The organism is Vibrio splendidus (assembly GCF_024347615.1).
GTDB classification, from domain to species: Bacteria; Pseudomonadota; Gammaproteobacteria; order Enterobacterales; family Vibrionaceae; genus Vibrio; species Vibrio splendidus.
The window spans coordinates 1,506,930-1,528,996 of sequence record NZ_AP025509.1; the positions used below are offsets into that span (position 1 = coordinate 1,506,930).

Here is a 22,067-nt window from a genome sequence, read left to right on the forward strand (position 1 = left end):
GCTAGAATCAACGAAACAATAAGATATACTAACGGGGCTAAGCTTTAGCGACCAATGACTAGGTATTAGCAAATAGCCCCATCAACAAAGGATCAGGATTCTTGAGTTTAGAAGTAGATATCATTTCACAGATAACAGAGCGTTTCCCTGTTCTTCGTGATGCAGAAAAGAAAGTCGCCAAGTTGATCATGGACGACATTGATTTTGCTGCCAATGCCAGCATTACAGAACTTGCTGAGGGTGCTCAAGTCAGTGAAGCCACCATCACACGTTTTGCTAAAGCGATCGGCTGTAACAACGTGCGTGATATGAAGATTAAGTTGGCTCAGACACTAACCGTTGGCCAGCGCTTTATCCTCGAACCTGTTGACCAAACTGGCTATCAAGGTATCTACGAATCGATCAAGCAGAGCCTAGACATCAACCGCACTCTGTTCAAAGAGCAAGACGTTGAAACCGCAGTCAGTTGGCTGCATAACGCCAGGCAGATCATTGCTATCGGCATGGGTGGCGGTTCAACCATTGCTTCTCAAGAGCTGCAACATCGACTGTTTCGTTTAGGCTACCCAGTGGTGTCGTACAACGATGGCTTGATGTCACGTATGGTAGCCGCCACGGCAGATGCCAATGACGTGATGGTGATGATTTCAGCGACAGGCTTTACGCCAGTGATCACCGAAACCGCCGAATTAGCCAAGCAGTACGGACTTAAGATCATCGCGATTACGCCACAAGACACGCCGTTAGCAAATATTGCGGATATCTTGTTACCCATCAAGCATATGGAAACCGATTTCATCTACAAACCATCGGCTTCTCGTTACGCAATGTTGGCACTAGTAGATGTGCTTTCGATGGGAATCGCAGTCAATCACAAGAACCGTTCGCGCGACAAACTGCGTCGCTTGAAAGTTGCGCTCGATTCTTACCGAGGCGGTGGCGACCGACAGCCTCTCGGTGATTAACGAATCAAGGATAGAATGAGCTTAAATTCACGCGCGCGGCAGTCCTTTACCAGTTCGTATAAGCTCATTTCCAATCCTGTGATTTCGATACCAGCATCCATTAGTCGACGGATTGCCAGATCTTTGTTGAGTGCCGTTCGTGAGCTAATACAGTCACCAACTACCTGAACCTTGTACCCAAGTTCCAACAACCCCATTGTGGTTTGATAAACACAAATGTGAGCCTCAATACCACACACTAACCAAGTATCCACGTCCTTGGCTTGCACCGCCTCAACAAACTTAGGCTCGTTACACGCGTTGAACGTAAATTTTGGTATCGGCTTAGCATCGCTCAGCAGGTCATTCAGCTCGTCGACCGTAGCACCTAACTTCTCAGGGTTCTGCTCCAAGCTAACAATTGGCAGACCCAAAACCTGCGCTCCTTGAGCTAACTTTCCGCAATTAGCAATCAGCGTATCGCTCTCATCAACAAGGCGTGCGAGCTTGCCTTGTACGTCCACAACCACCAAACCTGTATTTGCTCGGTTTAACATCCAACTCTCCTTGTCATGATTAGAATCAGCGTACTGCTTTGCTCTCAATAAATACCGAAATAAATACTACAATAGAACAAATGCAATATTTATTATGTTTTATTTTTCAATCAGTTAGATAAAACCAATTTCACTTCAATTTTAAAAAACATCGTTTTATTTAGCAAATTTAACCATTTGTCAATATATGAATTTTATTTATAAACAATATAACCAACAAATATTTCGTTAGCTCTTGATAAATCAAGGGGCGCAGGTAATCACGTTATCAATGAAAAAATAGGTTTCATTTGTGAGGGTTTTATAAATCAATCATCAGCGATACCGTGATTTGCATCACAGGATGAGTAAACAAGGTATTATCATGAAAAAATCAGCATTAGCACTCGGCTTAATCGGTTTAGTTTCACTTCCAACTTTTGCAGCAGGTATCGATGGTGGCGCATACGTAGGTGGCGGACTTAGTGCCTATCAAGGTTCCGATACGGATGGAGCACCAAGTCTGGATTCAGACGGAATGGGCTACAACCTATACGGCGGTTACCAATTCAACCGTATCGTTGGCGTGGAACTTGGCTACAACGACTATGCAGACTACAAGAACAGCACAGACAAACTTTCACCAACGTCTATCTCTGTATCAGCAAATGTCGGTTATACGTTCGACAACACCATTCGTCCATTTGTACTTGCTGGTTTGAGTTCCGTAGACCTCAATGCAAACAGCGGCGCTGGATACAATGATGATAGCGGCACCGGCTTCCACTTTGGTGTTGGTGTTGAATACACACCAGTTGAGCACTTAACACTTCGCCTAATTTCGCAAGCTGATGCGGTTAGTGTAGATGATTACTACATTGGAAATAATAGTTCATTCAAAACCGACGACCACACACTAGCGTTTAACAGTGTTAGCTTCGGTGGTTCATACGACTTCTAATATTCACCCCAAACGACTAAATCGTAAGTAAGTAAGTAGCTCAAATTCACTTTGCTACTCTGCCCTGTGATAAGGCAGCACAGTAAAGTGAATTTTTGTATCTATGTAACGATTCAGCTTACAAAGCCATACAGTAATGAGCAAAAGACTCAGGGATAATTGTCAACAACGGTCGAGAGGCCAAAAACCAACAACGATTAAAAATCGACAGTGACCGACAATCACATTTGAAGACATGACAGAGTGAGTAACAAAGATGAACAAGTTAACAAAATCAGCATTAGCACTGGGTTTAATCAGCGCAGTTTCTCTTCCTGCTTTAGCAGCAGGTACTGACGGCGGTGCGTACATTGGTGGCGGTCTTGGCATATACCAAGATTCTGACACCGATGGTCAAGGCAGTTTAGATTCAGACGGTATGGGCTACAACTTATATGGCGGCTATCAATTCAACCGCATCGTAGGTGTTGAACTTGGCTACAACGATTACGCAGACTACAAAAAAGGGACTGAAAAACTGTCTCCAACGTCTGTTTCTTTGTCAGCAAATCTTGGTTACACATTCGACAACACAATCCGCCCATTCGTTTTGGCTGGTTTAAGCTCTGTTGACCTAAACGCAAATACCGCAGCTCAGTATGCAGACGATAGCGGTACGGGTTTCCACTTTGGTGTTGGTGTAGAATACACGCCAATCGAACACCTAACATTGCGTCTGATTTCGCAAGCAGATGCAGTAAGCGTAGAGAACGATTACGGATCTAAGAAAGAAGACAAAACACTAGCATTCAGCAGCATTAGCTTCGGTGGCTCATACAACTTCTAATGTGATTGAACCAAATAAAATAAGCTGAACATACTAATTCACTTTGCTGTTCCACCTTGTCATGAAGGTCTCTCAGTAAAGTGAATTTTTTGTATCTACACACTTTAGCGTCATTTCACTTTAGCCAGTTTATCGCTCAGCGCCTTCTATTTGAGCTTTATGCATTGATATTAGAGCTTTCTTGGTAGCGAGACTAAAATAAAGGGATAAGTGACACAGGAAGACAAGACCTATGAATCTACCACGCTTAAACATGTCGATAAACAAACTCCCTTTCGTTTTGGCAGTGTATTACCTGCTTGTCATTAACTTGCCTATCTCACGCGAACTGTTCAATATTCTTAGTGCCTCACAAGCCGAAAGCATTGGGTTTATCATCTCGATCCCATTTTTCTTTCTCGCCGCATTCAACTTTATCTTTCAAGTATTCAACTGGCCGATATTCGCCAAAGCTTTTTTTATCTTGTTACTACTTACTTCCTCTTTAGTCAGCTACAGCATGTTCAACTACGGCATTTTTGTAGACTATGGAATGATAGAAAACGTCTTCGAAACCAACAGCGGAGAGGCTGCTAGCTACCTAAGCAGCTATTCTATTTTATGGTTTGTTCTGATGGGAGGAGTCCCGTCACTGCTGCTTTTATTTACGGATCTTGAAAGAGAATCGTGGAAAGATTTTGCTATTTGGAAGGCGATTGGATTGCTCTCTTCGCTGATTGTCATAGCGATTATTGCTGGACTGTTTTACAAAGATTATGTGTCGATTGGTCGTAATAACTCTCATCTTAAAAAGATGATCATTCCGACCGAATACGTCGCTTCAACCGCAAAATACATCAACAATACTTACATCAAAGAACCGATTCCTTACCAAGAAATCGGCTTAGATGCGCAGCTAAAACCAGAAGCTAAACAAGCTGAAAAACCAACCTTATTGGTGTTTGTTCTTGGTGAAACAGCACGTGTATATAACTACCAATATTATGGCTATGAGAAAGAAACCAATGCTCATACCAAACCCTATAATCCGATCTTTTTCTCTGATGTTCAGTCATGCGGAACAGCCACTGCGGTTTCTGTGCCGTGTATGTTTTCTAACATGAACCGAAGCAACTACGATCGCGACAAAGCCTACAACCAAGATAACGTGGTCGACATTATGAACCGCGCGGGCATTCACTCTATCTGGCGAGAGCACGATGGTGGAGACAAGGCGGTCGCACATCGAATCAAAGAGATGACTCTCGTCGCCAAAGACAGCGACCCGCTGTGTAATAAAGATGTGTGCTATGACACAGCCATGCTAGAGAACTTCGAACAAGATACTCAAGATCTTAAACAAGATAGCATCATTTTCTATCATATCTCCGGATCTCACGGCCCAACTTACTTTGAGCGATACCCAGAAGATCATAAGAAGTTTGTGCCAGACTGCCCACGTTCTGATATCGAAAACTGCACCAAAGAGCAAGTGGTCAACACCTACGACAACACCATCTTGTACACAGATTTCTTTCTATCACAGGCTATTCAGAAGCTAGAGAAACTCACCGATAAGTACAATGTCGCGCTGATGTACATTTCCGATCACGGAGAATCATTGGGAGAAAATGGCGTCTACTTACACGGCATGCCTTATTCATTGGCACCGAAAGAGCAAACCCATGTGCCTATGATCATGTGGATGTCTGATGGTTTCGCCGAGCAGAAAGGGATAAACCAGACCTGCTTAAGAAAGGCAGGCAAAGAACAGAGCTTCTCCCAAGATAACCTGTTCGACTCTTTACTCGGCCTAATGGATGTACAAACCAAAGAATACCGAGAAAACCAAGACATTTTTGCTGCGTGTCGGTAGCTTCAAAGGCCGACTCGCAAATATTCCAACCAAAGGGGCTCATTTATGAGTCCCTTTTTTGTACCTTTCAAAACTGTCGTTTTTATTCAATACCGGCCTCAAGCCGTCGCCTACAATTGCTGTTATTGAAACGTGGCTCAGCTAATCAATTACCTCATCGTCAATTGACGTACCTGAGAACAAGATGACGACCACGCACTCTACCGAATCAAAACAGCAGGAATTCAAGCGATGTTAGACATCAAGAAAATCTCAACACTTAGTGACTTAAGCGAACTTAAAACGGCTTACTTTGCTGAGTCAACAGCGCCACTTGATGGCATGTGGCACTTTGGCTTTGTGCCAATGTCTGACCATTTTGGTTTTTACGAAAACGGTAATCTTGTCGGTTATTGCGTATTAAATGGCGAAGGCTACTTACTTCAGTTCTATCTAGCACCAACAGCCAGCACTCATATTGAACACTTGTTCCCCTTAATCGTAGAGAACAACAGCTCTGTGATTGGTGAGGTGAAAGGCGCATTCGTGAGCACCGCTGAACCACAATATTTATCACTGTGTGTCGACAACTCAGAATCATTTAAAGTGAATACGATGATGTACCGCCAAAACTCTCAAGCCAGATCTGATTGTGATTCAGACCGCATTGAAGAGGTAGAGATGAGCCTCGCGACAGAAGAACAACTGGAGCAGTTCGTTGAGTTTGCTTCATCAGCGATTGGCGCGCCAAAAGAGTGGCTCACCGGTTACTACAGCAACTTAATTGCTCGCCAAGAGCTATGGGGCTACATGGAAAATAACCATGTTCTAGCAACCGGAGAGTGTCGTAAGTTCGATGAGCATCAAACACAGTTTGCCGACCTAGGTATGATTGTCGCACAACAAGAACGCGGTAAAGGCTTAGCGACGCGTGTTATTCACTTTCTAAAGCAACACGCTAATAGCCAAGGGTTAGAAGCTATGTGCTCTACAGAAAGCAGTAATATTGGCGCACAAAAGGCCATCACACGCGCTGGATTATCATCAAAGCATCGTATCTTGCAGTTTGATTTTAGCGAATTAAAGGAAACTGATTAGCCTTGATTCGGATTAACAAACATCAAGACTAAGTTCTAACAATTGATACTGATAAAAACTGTCACCTCCAACGATATCCACATATAGTTGGAGATGACAATCATCTGAAATAGAAGGTCTAATGATCAATTGGTTACAGTCTCCAAAATCCCCTGTAGTTGCTCAGTTCATTGATTGCTACTGGCTGATTGAAAAGACGCCCGACGCTCAAACTCATCAATTTCCGATACTCAATCCCGATCCATCGGCGCACCTGATCTTATCGCCAAGCGAGCAGGTATATCACTACACGATTGAGCAACAGGTCGATCAAGGCGTTGGCAGCCATCTGCTGTTACCACACCATAAAGCCATCGAATTGGATCACTCGAAGCCCTTTGTTCACTTGGGCATTAAATTCCATGTCGGTGCCTTGTATTCACTGGTTATCCCAGATTGCCCTCACCCTAGCTTGGACAGGGTTAGTCCAGTCAATCTCGCAGGTTTGCTAAACAATCCAAACGCCGATGCAACGCTACTGCTCAAGCTCGCTCAAACCGATGTTGAGGCCTGCTCTCAGCAGTTAGATGATTTGCTACTTCCTTGGCTATCGACAGCTAAAACGGATAGGCACAGCGAACTGACACGTAAGGTGTTGGGTGTGCTTGGTTCGACACCGATTGCAGAGCTTGGCGACAAGCTGTTTTGCTCGCAAAGAACACTGGAAAGAAGCTTCAACAAGGTAACTGGGCTGACATTAAAACAGTGCCAATCGATGAACAAACTCGAAGCGATACTGGAATACTTGTATAAGCGAAGTTTGGATGACATCGACTGGATGGACGTCGCCTTTCAATTTGGGTTTAGCGACCAACCGCACCTGATTCGTTACCTAAAGAAAACCATCGGTCTAACACCCAATACTTACGCTAAACAAGGCGGTTTAACTATTGATGTTTATGGTGGAGTGAGATCGGACTAACCCACCCTTTACCTTTACCTTTACCTTTACCTTTACCCATCAAGCACTCTCTGCCTTTTGTGTCCCATTAGTAGCAAGTTTTATTGAGTTTAGATTTGCGACTAAATATACTGGGGACATCATCAGACGGGGGACAAAAATGAATAATAAAAACAAACATATAGTTTTAATTCATGGTCTATATATGCCTGCGTTGATCATGCAATATCTGGATAGAAACTTTAAAAAACGCGGCTTTACAACGCACAAATTTGCCTACAACTCGCTGCGCTTCCCTTCGGCCGCCAAACGCCTCAATCGCTTCGTGAATGCTCGCTTTAATGAATACGATGAGGTCTATTTCTTCGGTCACTCACTCGGTGGCTTGCTGATTCGCCACTACTTTAAGTTCTACCAGCCCGACTTTGCAGACACCTGCATCATTACCGCAGGTACGCCGCACAATGGGGCAACCATCGCCAAAACGCTTTCGAATCATGGACTTGGATTTATATTTGGTTCGAGCAAAATGATCTTAAGCGATGGCCTGGGTGACTACGACATTGATGTGCCGATTGGCGTGATTACAGGCACTTACGACGCCGGAGTTGGACGTATTGTACTGGGAAAAAATCCGGGGGATGGCACGGTAACACTCGAAGACGCAAACCTGAGAGGGGCAACGGATACTTACGCTCTCAAACTCAACCACACGGCGCTTGTCTATTCCAAGGAAGTCGTGGCACTGTCAGCTCAATTCATCGAACACAGAGCTTTTAAGGACGCTTCATAGCTTTCGCGTTAGCTGTTTTCCGTTAACTTTTGTGCGCGTTAGCTTGTGTATTTAGCTCTGGTTCTCTTATTGCCGTTTTCTTACTTCTGGTAGACCGATACAAAGATAGATAAAAACAAAAATACCACTCTGCGATGAGAGTGGTATTCAAAGATTCATTGCTAAAGTGAGTGCTTGTTATACTTTCTATACTTGTTACAGACGATTCACTCGCGTTGGTAAAAACACCTCACCCAACATGCATCGCACCGAACCACCACCAATGTCTTCAATCGTTTTCACGTTAAATGGCAGCAACTTTCCGTGTGTCGAAAGCTGAGCTAATTGAGCTGGAGAAAATGCATCGTAAGCCGACTGAGACATCGCGATTACCTTATCGCCATTCACGGTTTCCAATTGCAGAATGTTGCCGCAGAATCGGTTCATCTGATCGATCGAGATCGAGATAACTTGCTTGTCTTTGGCAAGAGATTTCACCACAAAGCGGCGTTCAAACTCAGGAATCACTTCATCACAGATCACGCAGAAGTTATCACCAATCGCCATCATCACATTGGTGTGATAAATCGGCTGACCAGACGGTAATGCCGTTTGGAACGAAACCACGCGAGAATAACCAATACGCTTCGCATAATCTTCTAATACTTCACGGTCGCAACGCTGAGAAAGCGCCGCATAGATCGTCTTATTGATGTGATCGATAACCATCACACCGGTGCTCTCTAGATAAGAACCTTGAGCAACGTACGACTCCATAGACTCACTGTGGTTAACAATGCGACCAGACGCTTCCAACACTTCAATAAGAGCAGTAGGCTTAACTTCATGCTGACGGTTTTCACAGGCCATAGGGAAAGTGAATAAACTTCCATCACTACAAGTACTGAACCAGTTGTTTGGGAACACTGCGTCAGGGGTTTCGACACCCAACTCTGGGTAATCAAACTCTACAACTTGCACACCTTCTTTACGCAACGAAGCCACCATAGCCTTAAATTCGGCCATCGTTTCTAGCTTCACCTCAGCTTCGGTCAGGTTGACTCTGTGCTGAAACTCGTTATCACGTGCTGTTTCTTCGTTAAATCGAAACTCTTTTGGCGGAACCATAACAACGCAATTGGCGTTTTGAACATTAGTAATATGAAGTGATTTTTTGTGTAGGTTTAACATCTCAACCGTCCCTATCTTTTATTTACCTCAGAATTGTAAACAACTTGTTACGACAAGATTCACTGAAAATAATAATGATTTGAATATTTATCCCAAACAATCACTGCAGATCTTAGATTAATCGGTAATTTTTACTGCGAGATAACAGCACATCAGAAAGAACCAACTGTATGCATATTCGTTAAGTCGCTTTATGGATAAATATTCCGATTTCATTTTCTCGCTCACCACGAGTTTTGGTTACAATTCAATCCATTTAACGTTAGGATTATCATCGTTGCATAACCATCAATTACGTTTGAAATAAGCTTAACTTTTCCTGTCTAATTCAATCTAAAATAAGCGTCATGAAAGACACTCTTTGGATCTTTCCTTCGTCACTTAAACTAAGTAATTAACGTTAAAACTAAGCATTAACGTTGAAACTAAGCATTTAACGTTAAAACCAAGTGATTAAAGCCAAGTAGCTAAAGCTAAGCGCTTAAACCAAGTACTTAGATAAGAGCTAGAACAACACCCATCGAATGACTCAATGCTTATAAGAACCCATGGGCGCTTATATAATTTCAAACTAAGACGGTAAAATTTCAAATCAAGACTATAAAAACAAAGCTGCACCAACGATGCAGTCGCTTATAGATGCACTAGTTTATAAAGGGAAATCTATGTACAAGAAATTTGAAGGCTTTACTGAAGCCTTTCCAAAGGGAGAGCCGATACAACCTCCTACTGGAATACTGGCATTCTGCCGCCATTACACTCGAGGTTTCGAAAAGCCGTTGATCTTGCTCGGGTTGATGAGCATGACCATTGCGATCATCGAAGTCGCGCTGTTCGGCTACATGGGACAACTGGTTGACTGGCTATCAACAAGCAATCCCGAAACCTTCCTTGCTGATAATAAATCAACACTGATGGGGCTCGGCGTTCTACTGTTGGTCGTGATGCCAATCTTGATCAGCGTCTACTCGCTATTGCTTCACCAAACTTTGCTAGGCAACTACCCAATGTCGATTCGTTGGTTAGCGCACCGCTACCTTTTGAAGCAAAGCTTGTCGTTCTATCAAGATGACTTTGCCGGACGTGTCGCTACCAAGGTGATGCAAACCTCGCTCGCAGTACGTGAAACCGTGACAAAAATGGTCGATGTATTCGTCTATGTGACGGTCTACTTTACGGCAATGTTATTCATACTCGCAGAATCAGATTGGCGCTTGATGGCTCCGATGCTGGTTTGGTTGTTCATTTACGTCAGCATTCAGCTGCACTTCGTACCGAAACTCAAAGATGTGTCTTCTGAGCAAGCCGATGCTCGCTCGTTGATGACGGGTCGTATTGTGGATAGCTACACCAACATCGCAACGGTCAAACTGTTCTCACACAGCAAAAGAGAAACAGAATACGCCGAAGAAGGCATGGAAGGCTTCTTAGATACCGTCCATCGCCAAATGCGCTTAGTGACCGGCTTCAACATCTGCGTTGAGTTCGCTAACTACTTGTTGGTGTTCAGTATTGCCGGCATCTCTATCTACTTATGGCTAGACAACGCAATCACTGTTGGTGCAATTGCCATCGCAGTCAGCTTGGCTTTGCGTATTAACGGTATGTCGAAATGGATCATGTGGGAAATTGGTGGCTTGTTTGAAAACCTAGGCACCGTGATTGATGGCATTAAAACGCTGTCTAAGCCCATCGCTATTGAAGACAAAAAAGACGCTAAGCCTTTGGATGTGCCACAAGGTGGCATCAACTTCGATAACGTGAGCTTTAACTACGGCGAGAATAAGGGTGTAATTAACAACCTAAACCTCAACATCAAACCGGGTGAAAAAGTCGGCTTGGTTGGCCGTTCAGGTGCAGGTAAATCAACCTTGGTTAACTTGCTACTGCGCTTCCACGATGTAGAAAGCGGCCGCATCCTGATTGATGACCAAGTGATCTCAGATGTCACCCAAGACTCACTGCGCAGCAACATCGGCATGGTGACTCAAGACACCTCACTGCTTCATCGTTCAATCAAAGAGAACATCCTTTACGGTCGACCTGACGCGACAGATGAAGAAGTGTATGCCGCAACCCAACAAGCGCACGCGCACGAGTTCATTGAAACGCTCACCGACCCGTTTGGTAACATTGGTTACGATGCTCAAGTTGGTGAGAGAGGCGTTAAGCTTTCGGGTGGTCAGCGCCAACGTGTTGCTATCTCACGCGTACTTCTGAAGAATGCACCGCTGTTGGTTCTGGATGAAGCAACATCAGCACTTGATTCAGAAGTAGAAGCTGCAATTCAAGAAAGCTTAATAGAGTTGATGGAAGGTAAAACGGTTATTGCAATTGCACACCGTTTATCGACGATTGCAGCAATGGATCGCTTAATCGTACTCGACCAAGGCAATATCGTCGAAGAAGGCACTCACCAAGAGCTGATTACACAAAATGGCATCTATGCTCAATTGTGGAATCACCAGACCGGAGGCTTCATTGCCGATAATCTTGACCAAGCGTCGAGTGCTTAATTTATGTGCTACTTTAAAAGTGCGGCGTAATTCACACCAATTTGTTAATTAATGGTAAATTACACGTGGCAGAATGTTATGTCGTAATTATATAATGACATTAACACCAAAGACGCCTCGCTTGCGCGTTCTGGAATAAGGCTAGACTTCGGGGGGAGGCTAGCCTTTTTTATACCTGTTATTCTTCGCCCCTTTCTCATCTATTTTCGTCTGCCCCATAAACTTCATCGATCCTTTTGTTTTTTTCTTGGCGTTTTTTTCTTAAAATGCGCGCAGTATTCTTTCTAGAGATCAACCATGAACAAAAGTGTCTTAACTAACGTAATCGCGTTAGCACTGCTTGCTGGCGGCTATGCGACAGCAAACCAATACTTACTTTATGCAGGCCTATTCGCCTTTTCTGGTGCCATCACCAACTGGCTTGCGATTCACATGTTGTTCGAAAAAGTACCCGGCTTATACGGTTCTGGCGTTATTCCAGCTCGTTTCGAAGAGTTCAAGGCGGCTATTAAACAACTGATGATGGAACAATTCTTTACCGAAGGTAATATCGACCGCTTCCTAAGCAGCGAGATGAGCGGTAAGTCGCTCAACCTAGAACCCGTGATTAAGAAGATCGACTTCAACCCTGCATTCGATTCACTGGTGCATGTTATCGAGAACTCACAATTTGGTGGCATGTTAGCGATGGTTGGCGGCACAGAAGCATTACAGCCAATGAAAGCGCCATTCGTGGAGAAGATGCAAGAGTCTGTGATTGAAATCAGCAAGAGTGATTCTGTAAAAAATGCCATCAAGGATGAACTTGAATCGCCTGCAATGATGGATGAAATCAAAGAGAATATTGAAGCGATCATCGATCAGCGCTTGAATGAACTGACACCAAAGCTGGTTAAAGAGATGGTTCAAGCCATGATCAAGAAGCACCTTGGTTGGTTAGTGGTTTGGGGCGGAGTATTCGGTGGTGTGATTGGCTTAATTTCTGCGGCAATTACGCTGTAAGCGGTTTATCTGTTCTCACTCTAACTGATCTAACTTAATCTGATTGACCTTTTCTCGGGCACTCAATAAAAAATGGAAGCTTATCGGCTTCCATTTTTTATATCTAAATAACCTTGGTAAGGCGAAAGCAGGCACTATTTTAGGGTGGCCAACAACTCAGGGTTAACACCAAAGCCCTTCTTGTGCTCTTCAATCACCACTTCGCTGCGAGTCTGAATCACGCCCGGCAGTGTACCCAGCTTGGTTGACATAAACGCTTGGTATGCCTTCATGTCTTTCACTCGAACCTTGATCATGGTGTCAAAATCACCCGACAGCGAATAACACTCTTCCACCTCAGGCATCATTTCAACCGCTTGGGCGAATTTATCGAAAATCGAAAAGCTGGTCTGGTCGAGACGAATATGGATAAAGACCTGGACATCGAGTCCCAGCTTTTCTGAACAGAGCTCGGCATGGTAGCCCGTTATGTAGCCTTCTTTCTCCAATCGCTTCAATCTATCAGAACAAGGGGACGTCGTTAGGTTGACCTGCTTTGCCAACTCAACAACAGGCAAACGCCCTTTCATATGCAGAATTCTTAGTATCTCTTTATCGATACGATCGAGTTGATGCTGAGACATAACATTCCTTAAACATTCTAAATTCCGCTCAGTATATTCCATACCACGAACAATCGAAGAAAACCTCGCTCACACATTTAAAAAACTAAATATGCCTTTAGCATTCACATCAAATATAAATCAATATGGAACGATAAGACCCCTTATAAATCAATCTTTGACTATTAACAAATTATTATAGAAATGACCCAGATAACAAATAAGTTGAGCCAGAAACGAAAGAAAGGATATAGGCCAAAGTGAATAATGGGATTATCAAAGAGAAAGGATAACTCTATTATGAAGACACAAGAACTCGCGTACAAACCATACGGTATTGGCTCATGGACACACGTAACAGTATCAAAAGATGTTGCTGAAGCACTCGCAAGTGAATACTCGAACTATGGATGGGAAGTGAAGATTGATGGCAACGCCATTGACACAAAACTTGCACTCAAAGCCGCATAGAAACGAAAAAACCTCCATAAAGGAGGTTTTTTTATCTAGGTTGGTAAGCACTTACTATAAGTTAAGCCATTCCAACTTGGGGAACTGTACTTCCTGTTTCACAACGACAATTACACGTTCGACAGAAGTGCTGAGTTTCCATATCGTAATACAAGTTTCCACTAAATAGCTTTGACGTCCATTGCATCATACGGCCAGAGGTTGTCTCGGGCTCAGATTCACAACGTTTCATTATAGACTTATGTAGTGTTGTTTTTTTACATCCTTTGCAATAGAGATCAGGCATACCTTTGTCCTATAGGTCTTTAGTGGTTACTGACAATTGACACATCATGTCGAATTTGGTTGCACTATTCACCGAGCTAATCACAAAAGTGAGCGCCAAGTTCAAAAAATAGCCATTTTTCTCTTTCGTTTTTTGACATCAAACGCCATCAAGATCCTTCTTCTTCCATTTATCCTCCCTCGTTCATGCGGTTTCGATTTACATTGTAAAACCCCATAACGACAGTACTTCCCCCGTCTTAGCCACCAAATTGATCGATAAAAAAACGGCACTTCCTCTGAGAAAGTACCGCTTAAGCAAACCATGTTTGGTTAAATTTAGCTCACATTTTAAAAGCCAAATTTACCATTGGCATTTTTCCACTCTGAACGAGCAGGAATGGTTTCAATGGTATCCCAGTGCTCTACTATTTTTCCGTTATCAACACGGAATAGATCATAAAAAGCAACGTGATTATTCATGAACTGGCCTTCACTGATCGACAACACAAAGTTACCTTGACCCAAGATCTTATGGCTAGCGGTATAAACCATTGGCATGCCCGCTTCCGCTAACGCACCCAAAGCTTCACCCAAACCGCTTAGACCATCGGCTACTCCTGGGTTGTGCTGTAAGTAAGCACTGTCTTCATTATCGATATAGTTATTAATCTTCGCCATATCACCGCCGATCAGGATGTCTTTAACGAAACCACTGACCAACTGCTTATTTTTGTCCGTTTGATCGAGATCTACGACTTTAGTCGTGCCATCTAATTGAGTTCGTCCACTTGCGTTTGGCTTGGCAATTTCTTGCAGGTTGTCCCAATGCTCAACTATCTGTCCATCTTCAAAGCGGAACACATCAAAGCCGACTTTCGGGCCAAAGAAGTTATATTCGGTATGAGTGACAACATAGTCGCCATCTTGAAATGAGCGCGTCACTTGCGCTTTCGCCGAGCCTTCAGGCAGCATTTGTAGCACTTCACCAAAGCCCGCTAAGCCATCGCCAACTGCTAGGTTATGTTGAATGTACTTTTCAGGGTTAATGTAGCTCACCGCTTTTGCGTCGCCCGTTTCAATGCTCGAAATAACCGCTACCGCTTTTTCTTGAATTGACAGCTCTTGTGCTGCAACCGTGCCGGTAATCATAGAGGCTGCGAGTACGCTTGCCGTGAGTAGTGTTGATTTGAATGTGTTAGTTATTGTTTTCATTATTAAGTCCTCTCGTTGGCTTGGAAACTATATTAGTCAACGAGAGAGGCTCACGACAGAGTGGATTTAGGCAGAAAAATGGTAGATATCGAACCTTAGATGATTCATGCCGACCCATTCACTATTCAGAGAGGGAAGGCTTGGAATATTTCTTTTGAAACTCGCTAGGCGTCATTTGAGTATGATTTTTAAAGTACTTAACGAAATTACTGGCGTCTTCAAAACCAAAATCCGACGCCATTTTTTGAGACGTAATATTGGTTACCACCAGCTGACGCTTCATTTCTAAAACGGTAAAAGAATCGATGATCTGCTTGGCAGTTAACCCCGTTGCGACTTTGCACGCTTGGTTCAACGTCTTGTAGGTGGTGTTAATTTGATTGGCGTACCAGTTTGCATCACGCACGCGCAGGTAGTTGTTTTGAAGAGGCTCGAAGTAACGAGCAAACTTGATATTCTGCTGCAAGCTCAAGGCATCCTGCTTCACTTCAGGTCGAAGACGATGAAGAATCAGCGCCAATGCCGAGAACAGATACATCACGATCAAGGGATCAGATTCGGGTTGATTCAGTTCCATCGTAATTTGCTGTAACAGGCTCTGCGTTCGATCTTGGTGGGATTCGTCTAGTGACAACAGTGCCGAATGTGCCTTGTTCAAATGAGTAGGCGTGTAGTTCGGCAACTTCATGTTAGCGTGAATGCTGTCTAAGAACGCTTGAGTAAACAAAACCGCAGTGCCTTGTGGCTTGTTACTAAAATCAAAGGCGTGCACCTGCTCTCTTTGAATGAACAACACGCTCCCTTGGCTAAAAGGGTAGTCCTCAAAGTCGACCATGTGTGTGCCTGAGCCTTGCTCGATAAACAGAATCAGGAAGAAGCTGACACGATGTGGCAGTTGAGGGTCGTGACTAATATTGCTTTCTGAATAGAGCCGAGACAAGGGCACCAACTCCAGCTCAGCTTGCGCCGTTTTTTCATGGTTAAAGCCAATATTCGGGATTACTTGAGGCACTACTACCTTCCTATTCATTTACTTAACTGCGCTTAGCAAGAGTAATGTATCCCAGTGGGAACTGAAATGTTCCGAGCCTAGAAGTATGACTTAGCCAGCGTCACCAACAAGGTAAACATGCTCAATACACTCAACTTGCCAGATGCAACAAAGGTCGAAAGGTCAAAGCATTGGGGTATAGTCAAAAAAATAGAGCCACCGAAGTGACTCTATTATTTTTATTTTTCAATTTCTTTTTACAATTGCTTTTTAGCTAATGTTCTTTGCTAATTCACATATGTTTTACAATGTAAATTAGTCTAGCTCAACTAGGTTCTTCTCGAACTCAGCGTGTTGCTTCTTAACTTCGTCTTCAGGCTCGCCAGTAATTAGGCTCACGATAACGATAGAAAGAGTCGATAGGATGATTCCCGGTACGATTTCGTACACATCGAACCAACCGCCCGTGAACTGCTTCCAAAGAACAATCGTAACACCACCAACCACGATACCCGCTAGAGCGCCGTTACGGTTCATACGAGGCCAGTAAAGGCTCAATACGATAGCTGGACCAAACGCAGCACCGAAACCAGCCCATGCGTAAGATACAAGGCCAAGAACTGAACTGTCCGGCGTCATCGCTAGCACAAGAGCAATCAGAGAAATTAGGATAACCGCGAAACGGCCAACACGAACAATCTCTTCTGACGTTGCGTCTTTCTTCAGAATTTGCTTGTACAAGTCTTCTGCCATTGCAGATGAAGAAACAAGAAGTTGTGAATCAGCAGTACTCATGATTGCCGCTAGGATTGCAGCAAGTAGGATACCGGCGATGACTGGGTGGAACATTGCGTTAACAAGAAGCATGAAGATCTTCTCGCCATCGTCTAGTTTAGGCGCGCCAGAGTTAGTCACGTAGATTAGACCAACAAGACCCACTAGCATTGCACCAACCATAGACAATGCAGTCCAGATAACCGCAATGCGGCGTGCTGTCACAAGATCTTTGTTTGAACGAGTTGCTTTAAAACGAGCCAAGATGTGTGGTTGACCGAAGTAACCCAAGCCCCATGCCGCTAGCGAGATGATCGCAATAGCAGACAGTGGTTCACCTTTCGCATCATTCCATAGCGTTAGAAGTTCTGGGTTGATGTTGTGCAGGTCGCTAGATAGCTGACCAAGGCCACCGTTCATTGCCGCGATTGGTACAATCAATAGCGCAGCAGACATTAGCAGGCCTTGAACTAAGTCAGTCCAAGATACCGCTAGGAAGCCACCAAACAGGGTGTACGAAACCACACATACCGTGCCGATGATTACCGCAGTTGTGTAATCTAGGCCGAATACCGTTTCAAACAATTTACCACCTGCTACCAAGCCTGAACTTGTGTAGAAAAGGAAGAATAAAAGGATAAAGAAAGCAGAAATTGTTTGGATCAGCTTAGAATTATCGTTGAAGCGACGAGATAGGAATTCAGGCAGCGTCAGTGATTCAGTCGTAATGCTGTAAGTACGTAGACGTTTTGCACTGATTAACCAGTTTGCCCAAGTACCAACAAGTAGGCCACCAGCAAGCCAAAATGCTTCAAAGCCAGCAGCGTAAGCGTAACCAGGCAGGCCAAGTAGCAACCAACCACTCATGTCTGATGCACCAGCAGAAAGTGCAGCAGGCCATGGGCCTAACGAACGACCACCTAGGAAGTAGTCAGTTGAGTTAGATGTACGTTTGTAAGCAATAACACCGATCGCTAGCATCATAATTAGATACGCAATGAACGTCGTCGTTATTGCAAAACTGTTTTCTATCATTTGATAGTCCTCATTTTGTAGAAAGCCTTCCATGCCTAATTCAATGCAAGGTACTCACCGTAAAGGCAAGCAAGTGCATTGAGTTAGGTATTGAGGCTCCAAAGCACTCAGGGAGTAAACCAAAAATGGGAAAACCCAAAAATGGAGAAAACCAAAAGTCTTTAGAGCCAATTTTACTGAAGGTTAGTGAGCTTCGCTTCCAAGTTCGAGCAAGGTCGCGTTACCGCCCACGGCTGTTATATTTATAGTTCGCGTACGCTCGGTAATGAAGCGCAGCGATAGGTGTGGATCATTGGCAACATTCATTGTCGCCAGATCCGTTTCAGCTACTAAACCGACGATTGCACCGTCACGCTTAGCAAGCTGTAAATTGATAGCTTGTGCCGTTTGTGAATTACCTACGTAACCCGCGCTTCGCACATCGCAAGACAACAACTGTTGAGCAGCGTCGTACGAGGCAACCTGCACCAGGTTGGTTGGTAGATTCGCTTGTTTCGCGGCATCTGCAATTAAGGTATTGAACTGCACGTCATCACTGCACAATTGAACGCTGTTACCTGCCAATAGTGCTGCAGTAATCATCGCTGTTGCGGTTTGCAGTGCGGGCACTTTCTCTTCGCAATCATCAACAATCACCAAAGCCACACCGCGGCCTGCGGCATACAACTCATTGGTTTCGCCCGTAGGACCTGCCATTAAGTGATGTTCAGAAAGCAGCACAGACGCTTGCTCTAGATGATAAGTTGCCACTGCAGCCAAAGGCACAGATTGACTTTCGATCTCTGATTTCAGCGCAAGTACCTGAGCACTCTTGTAATCAAAGTCGGTAAGATTCCATTGTTCCCACGCTAGCAAAGCATCAGAAAAACCTGTCACTTGATGAACCATGATACTGCTCCTTATGCCTTGTCTTGTGATTGAGAGAAATGAACATCTGTAAAACGGTATAGGTAGTGAGGACCACCCGCTTTAGGGCCAGTACCTGACAAGCCTTGACCACCAAATGGTTGAACCCCAACAACGGCGCCCACTTGGTCACGGTTGATGTAGCAGTTACCCACACGAACGTGTTTTTCGATCCAACGGTAAGTTGTCTCGTTACGGCTGTGGATACCCATGGTTAGGCCAAAGCCCGTTTGGTTAATTTGATCGACCACTTGCGCCAACTCACTCGCTTTGAAGCGAACAATGTGCAGCACAGGGCCAAACTGTTCTTCTTTCAAGCAGCTGATGTCATCAATTTCAAAAGCACTTGGTGGAACAAAATCACCATGTTCACAATCCGTACCTAGAGAAAGTTGAGCCACCTTCTTCTGGGTATTGGTCATGTTTTCTAAGTGCGCCAACAACTTCTGTTTCGCATTTTGGTCGATAACAGGGCCAACATCCGTTTTATGAAGATGTGGGATACCCACACTCAATTCGTCCATTGCACCGTGAATCAATGCAACCACGCGGTCTGCGATGTCTTCTTGAATGTAAAGCACACGCAGCGCAGAACAACGTTGACCTGCTGAAGCGAATGCAGAACGAATAACATCACGAACTACCTGTTCAGGCAGTGCGGTACTGTCGACGATCATCGCGTTTTGGCCACCTGTTTCCGCAATAAACGGAACAGGCTTAGCGTTACGACTTGCCAATGAAACGTTGATGCGTTGTGCCGTTGGTGTTGAACCCGTAAAAGCAACGCCAGCAATTGCATCATGGCTGGTTAGTGCACTGCCGATCTCAGCGCCACGACCCGGTAGTAACTGAATGGTACCAGCAGGGAAACCCGCTTCATTCATCAGTTCCACTGCGCGAGCTGCAATCAAGCTTGTTTGCTCGGCTGGCTTAGCCACAACCGTGTTACCCGCAACCAAAGCTGCTGTAATTTGGCCAAGGAAGATAGCTAGAGGGAAGTTCCAAGGGCTAATACAAACGAACACACCACGACCTTGTCGTGAAGCGATTCGTGTTTGGCCATCAAAACCTTTTAGTTCGAAACCTTGTAGGTTATCCGCTTGTTTTGCGTAGTAACGACAGAAGTCGACCGCTTCACGCACTTCATCAACGCTGTCGTGAATCGTTTTACCTGCTTCTTGATGACAAATTGCCACCAGCTCAGCAAGGTTGTCTTCCATCAGGTCAGCCAACTTATCAAGCGCCGCCGCTTTGGTTTCAACTGAGGTTGCGTTCCAATCAGCGAATGCAGCATCCGCGCCAGTGATCGCTGCGGAAACATGATCAAGGTTAGCGAAAGCCACCTGACCGACATTAATACGACGATCGTAAGGTGCAGTCACTTGCTCAACATTCTGATCAGCCTTGATCATGCTTTCGGCAAGAGATTCACCGTTGATCACAGGGCCCGCAGTCCATTGATTGTTAAGGAAAGCTTTAACCTGCTCTTCAAACTGATGCGCTTCACTTTCAATATCGATGTTCACACCGTAAGAGTTTTTACGCTCAGGGAATACCGCTGGAGGCAGAGGAATCTTAGTGTTGTGCAGCGTATCGAATGCAAGAAGCATATCGACAGGGTGTTGTGTCAGCTCTTCCACAGGGCAACGAGCATCAACTAAACGGTGTACAAACGAGCTGTTTGCGCCGTTTTCTAGCAAGCGACGTACTAGGTATGGCAGTAAGTCTTTATGGCTACCAACCGGTGCGTAGATACGTACCGACTGTTGGTAAGCTTCCATCGCGTGGTTGTACAGAGAATCACCCATGCCGTGTAAGCGTTGGAATTCAAAGTCTTTATGCTCTGTCATTACGGCAATAGCTGAAACCGTATGAGCATTGTGGCTCGCAAACTGCGGGAAGATATTGCCGCGAACACTTGGGCTCAATAGATAACGCGCACAAGCAAGGTAAGCTACGTCAGTCGCTTCTTTACGAGTGTAAACTGGGTAATCAGTGAAACCAGCCTGCTGTGACCATTTGATTTCGCTGTCCCAGTACGCGCCCTTCACTAGGCGAAGCGGGATTAAATCACCCTGCTCTTTCGCTAGGCGGTTTAGCCATACTAAAACCGGTAGTGCACGCTTTGAGTATGCTTGAATAACCAGACCAAATTTACCCCAACCTTTTACAAGGTCAGTGCGGTACAGTTTTTCGAATAATTTAAGAGAAAGCTCTAGGCGATCCGCTTCTTCCGCATCAATCGTAATTGCAACATCGAGCTCTACTGCACGGCGCAATAGCTGCTCTAGCGTGTCGCAAAGTTCCGTCAATACGCGGTCTTCGTTCGCCACTTCATAACGTGGGTGAAGCGCAGAAAGCTTGATAGATACCGATGGCGCAGGGCTCGATTTTGAAGAGACATATGTGTCTCGACCTACGGCTTCAATCGCCATTAGGTAATCTTTGAAGTATTTGTTTGCGTCTGCAGTAGTCAGTGCCGCTTCACCTAGCATGTCGTATGAGTAGGTAAAGCCTTTATCACGCATAGACTTACCGTTCTTTTGAGCTTCAGCAATGCTGCGGCCAAGAACGAATTGGTGACCCATCACCTTCATTGCTTGGTGCATCGCTTTACGAATCACCGGCTCAGAAAGCTTGTTCACTAAGCGATTAACGGCTTGACCCGCACTCTGCTCGTTAGATGAAAGTCCAACAACCTTGCCTGTTAGCATTAGGCCCCAAGTGGATGCGTTAACAAACACTGAGTCAGAATTCTTTAGGTGAGATTTCCAATCCGCAACGCTGAGTTTGTCACGAATCAGTGCATCAGCGGTTGCTGAATCAGGAATACGCATCAAGGCTTCCGCCAGACACATCAGCAAGATGCCCTCTTGAGTATCTAGACTGTATTCAAGCAACAGTGCATCGATCATCTGGATAGAAGTCTTATCCGCGCGGATAGCTTCAATCAATGATGTCGTTTTGTCTGTGATTTGCTGCTTTTCAGACTCAGAAGGGGTAGCTAGCGGCAGAAGTTGCTCTAGCCATTGGGTTTCATCCACCATATATAATGGTGAGATAAGCGTCCAAAGATCAGCAAGCGACTGCTCGTTGAATTCTGGCTTTAACACATCAGTAGCTGTAAACATGCGTTTTCCTTAATCTCACACCCGAAAAGAGTTCGGGATCTCTACAATGGCTGCAGTG

At 44.6% G+C, this 22,067-nt stretch carries 18 protein-coding genes; 10 read left to right on the plus strand and 8 right to left on the minus strand.

Going from position 1 to position 22,067, the window contains the following annotated elements:
- Window positions 1–101: 101 nt before the first annotated feature.
- Entirely contained in the window at window positions 102–965 is an 864-nt protein-coding gene (locus tag OCU90_RS23835; protein ID WP_061021056.1) for a MurR/RpiR family transcriptional regulator, read from the plus strand.
- On the opposite strand, the gene OCU90_RS23840 is transcribed toward OCU90_RS23835, so the two are convergent.
- On the minus strand, window positions 962–1,501 hold the full coding sequence (locus OCU90_RS23840; protein WP_017081335.1) for a hydrolase: 540 nt from the start codon (window positions 1,499–1,501) through the stop codon (window positions 962–964). The genes OCU90_RS23835 and OCU90_RS23840 overlap by 4 nt on opposite strands.
- Window positions 1,502–1,865: 364 nt before the next feature.
- On the opposite strand from OCU90_RS23840, the gene OCU90_RS23845 reads away from it, so the two are divergent.
- The 6 genes from OCU90_RS23845 to OCU90_RS23870 all read left to right on the plus strand — a co-directional run bounded on the left by OCU90_RS23845 (window position 1,866) and on the right by OCU90_RS23870 (window position 7,932).
- Window positions 1,866–2,441 carry a porin family protein gene (locus OCU90_RS23845; protein WP_370590924.1) on the plus strand — a complete coding sequence of 192 codons (576 nt, stop codon included), beginning with the start codon at window positions 1,866–1,868 and terminating at the stop codon, window positions 2,439–2,441.
- Between the two features lie 256 nt (window positions 2,442–2,697).
- A complete protein-coding gene (locus OCU90_RS23850; protein WP_017095821.1) occupies window positions 2,698–3,267 on the plus strand; it encodes a porin family protein in 570 nt (189 codons plus the stop codon).
- A gap of 232 nt (window positions 3,268–3,499) precedes the next feature.
- The gene (locus OCU90_RS23855) at window positions 3,500–5,122 is read left to right on the plus strand and encodes a phosphoethanolamine transferase (RefSeq protein WP_061021058.1); all 1,623 of its coding nucleotides are present in this window, start codon (window positions 3,500–3,502) and stop codon (window positions 5,120–5,122) included.
- 231 nt (window positions 5,123–5,353) lie between these two features.
- A complete protein-coding gene (locus OCU90_RS23860; RefSeq protein WP_061021059.1) occupies window positions 5,354–6,199 on the plus strand; it encodes a GNAT family N-acetyltransferase in 846 nt (281 codons plus the stop codon).
- Window positions 6,200–6,320: 121 nt separating this feature from the next.
- Window positions 6,321–7,160, plus strand: a complete 840-nt coding sequence (locus tag OCU90_RS23865; RefSeq protein ID WP_061021060.1) for a helix-turn-helix domain-containing protein — start codon at window positions 6,321–6,323, stop codon at window positions 7,158–7,160.
- A gap of 139 nt (window positions 7,161–7,299) precedes the next feature.
- Window positions 7,300–7,932: an esterase/lipase family protein gene (locus tag OCU90_RS23870; RefSeq protein ID WP_017091975.1), complete on the plus strand. Its 633-nt coding sequence runs from the start codon at window positions 7,300–7,302 to the stop codon at window positions 7,930–7,932.
- 195 nt (window positions 7,933–8,127) lie between these two features.
- Here the strand turns inward: OCU90_RS23870 and OCU90_RS23875 are convergent, their stop codons facing one another.
- Window positions 8,128–9,102, minus strand: coding sequence for an arginine deiminase-related protein (locus OCU90_RS23875; RefSeq protein WP_004732521.1), 975 nt, complete (start codon window positions 9,100–9,102; stop codon window positions 8,128–8,130).
- A 665-nt stretch (window positions 9,103–9,767) separates the two neighbouring features.
- On the opposite strand from OCU90_RS23875, the gene OCU90_RS23880 reads away from it, so the two are divergent.
- On the plus strand, window positions 9,768–11,618 hold the full coding sequence (locus OCU90_RS23880) for an ABC transporter ATP-binding protein (RefSeq protein ID WP_017078427.1): 1,851 nt from the start codon (window positions 9,768–9,770) through the stop codon (window positions 11,616–11,618).
- Between the two features lie 297 nt (window positions 11,619–11,915).
- Window positions 11,916–12,620 (plus strand): hypothetical protein, encoded by a 705-nt coding sequence (locus OCU90_RS23885; RefSeq protein WP_017078426.1) that lies wholly within the window; start codon window positions 11,916–11,918, stop codon window positions 12,618–12,620.
- 134 nt (window positions 12,621–12,754) lie between these two features.
- On the opposite strand, the gene OCU90_RS23890 is transcribed toward OCU90_RS23885, so the two are convergent.
- Entirely contained in the window at window positions 12,755–13,243 is a 489-nt protein-coding gene (locus OCU90_RS23890) for an Lrp/AsnC family transcriptional regulator (RefSeq protein WP_017089360.1), read from the minus strand.
- 279 nt (window positions 13,244–13,522) lie between these two features.
- Between OCU90_RS23890 and OCU90_RS23895 the strand changes: the two genes are divergently transcribed.
- Window positions 13,523–13,693, plus strand: coding sequence for a hypothetical protein (locus OCU90_RS23895; protein WP_017078425.1), 171 nt, complete (start codon window positions 13,523–13,525; stop codon window positions 13,691–13,693).
- A 615-nt stretch (window positions 13,694–14,308) separates the two neighbouring features.
- Here OCU90_RS23895 and OCU90_RS23905 read toward each other — a convergent pair.
- From OCU90_RS23905 to putA, 5 genes are all read right to left on the minus strand, one after another.
- The gene (locus OCU90_RS23905; protein WP_061021062.1) at window positions 14,309–15,172 is read right to left on the minus strand and encodes a nuclear transport factor 2 family protein; all 864 of its coding nucleotides are present in this window, start codon (window positions 15,170–15,172) and stop codon (window positions 14,309–14,311) included.
- A gap of 121 nt (window positions 15,173–15,293) precedes the next feature.
- Entirely contained in the window at window positions 15,294–16,184 is an 891-nt protein-coding gene (locus OCU90_RS23910) for a helix-turn-helix domain-containing protein (RefSeq protein WP_081089939.1), read from the minus strand.
- A 294-nt stretch (window positions 16,185–16,478) separates the two neighbouring features.
- Entirely contained in the window at window positions 16,479–17,969 is a 1,491-nt protein-coding gene (gene putP / locus OCU90_RS23915) for a sodium/proline symporter PutP (protein WP_026012326.1), read from the minus strand.
- 186 nt (window positions 17,970–18,155) lie between these two features.
- The gene (locus OCU90_RS23920) at window positions 18,156–18,860 is read right to left on the minus strand and encodes a 1-pyrroline-5-carboxylate dehydrogenase (protein ID WP_017078421.1); all 705 of its coding nucleotides are present in this window, start codon (window positions 18,858–18,860) and stop codon (window positions 18,156–18,158) included.
- 11 nt (window positions 18,861–18,871) lie between these two features.
- Window positions 18,872–22,009: a bifunctional proline dehydrogenase/L-glutamate gamma-semialdehyde dehydrogenase PutA gene (gene putA, locus OCU90_RS23925; protein WP_061021064.1), complete on the minus strand. Its 3,138-nt coding sequence runs from the start codon at window positions 22,007–22,009 to the stop codon at window positions 18,872–18,874.
- Window positions 22,010–22,067: the final 58 nt, after the last annotated feature.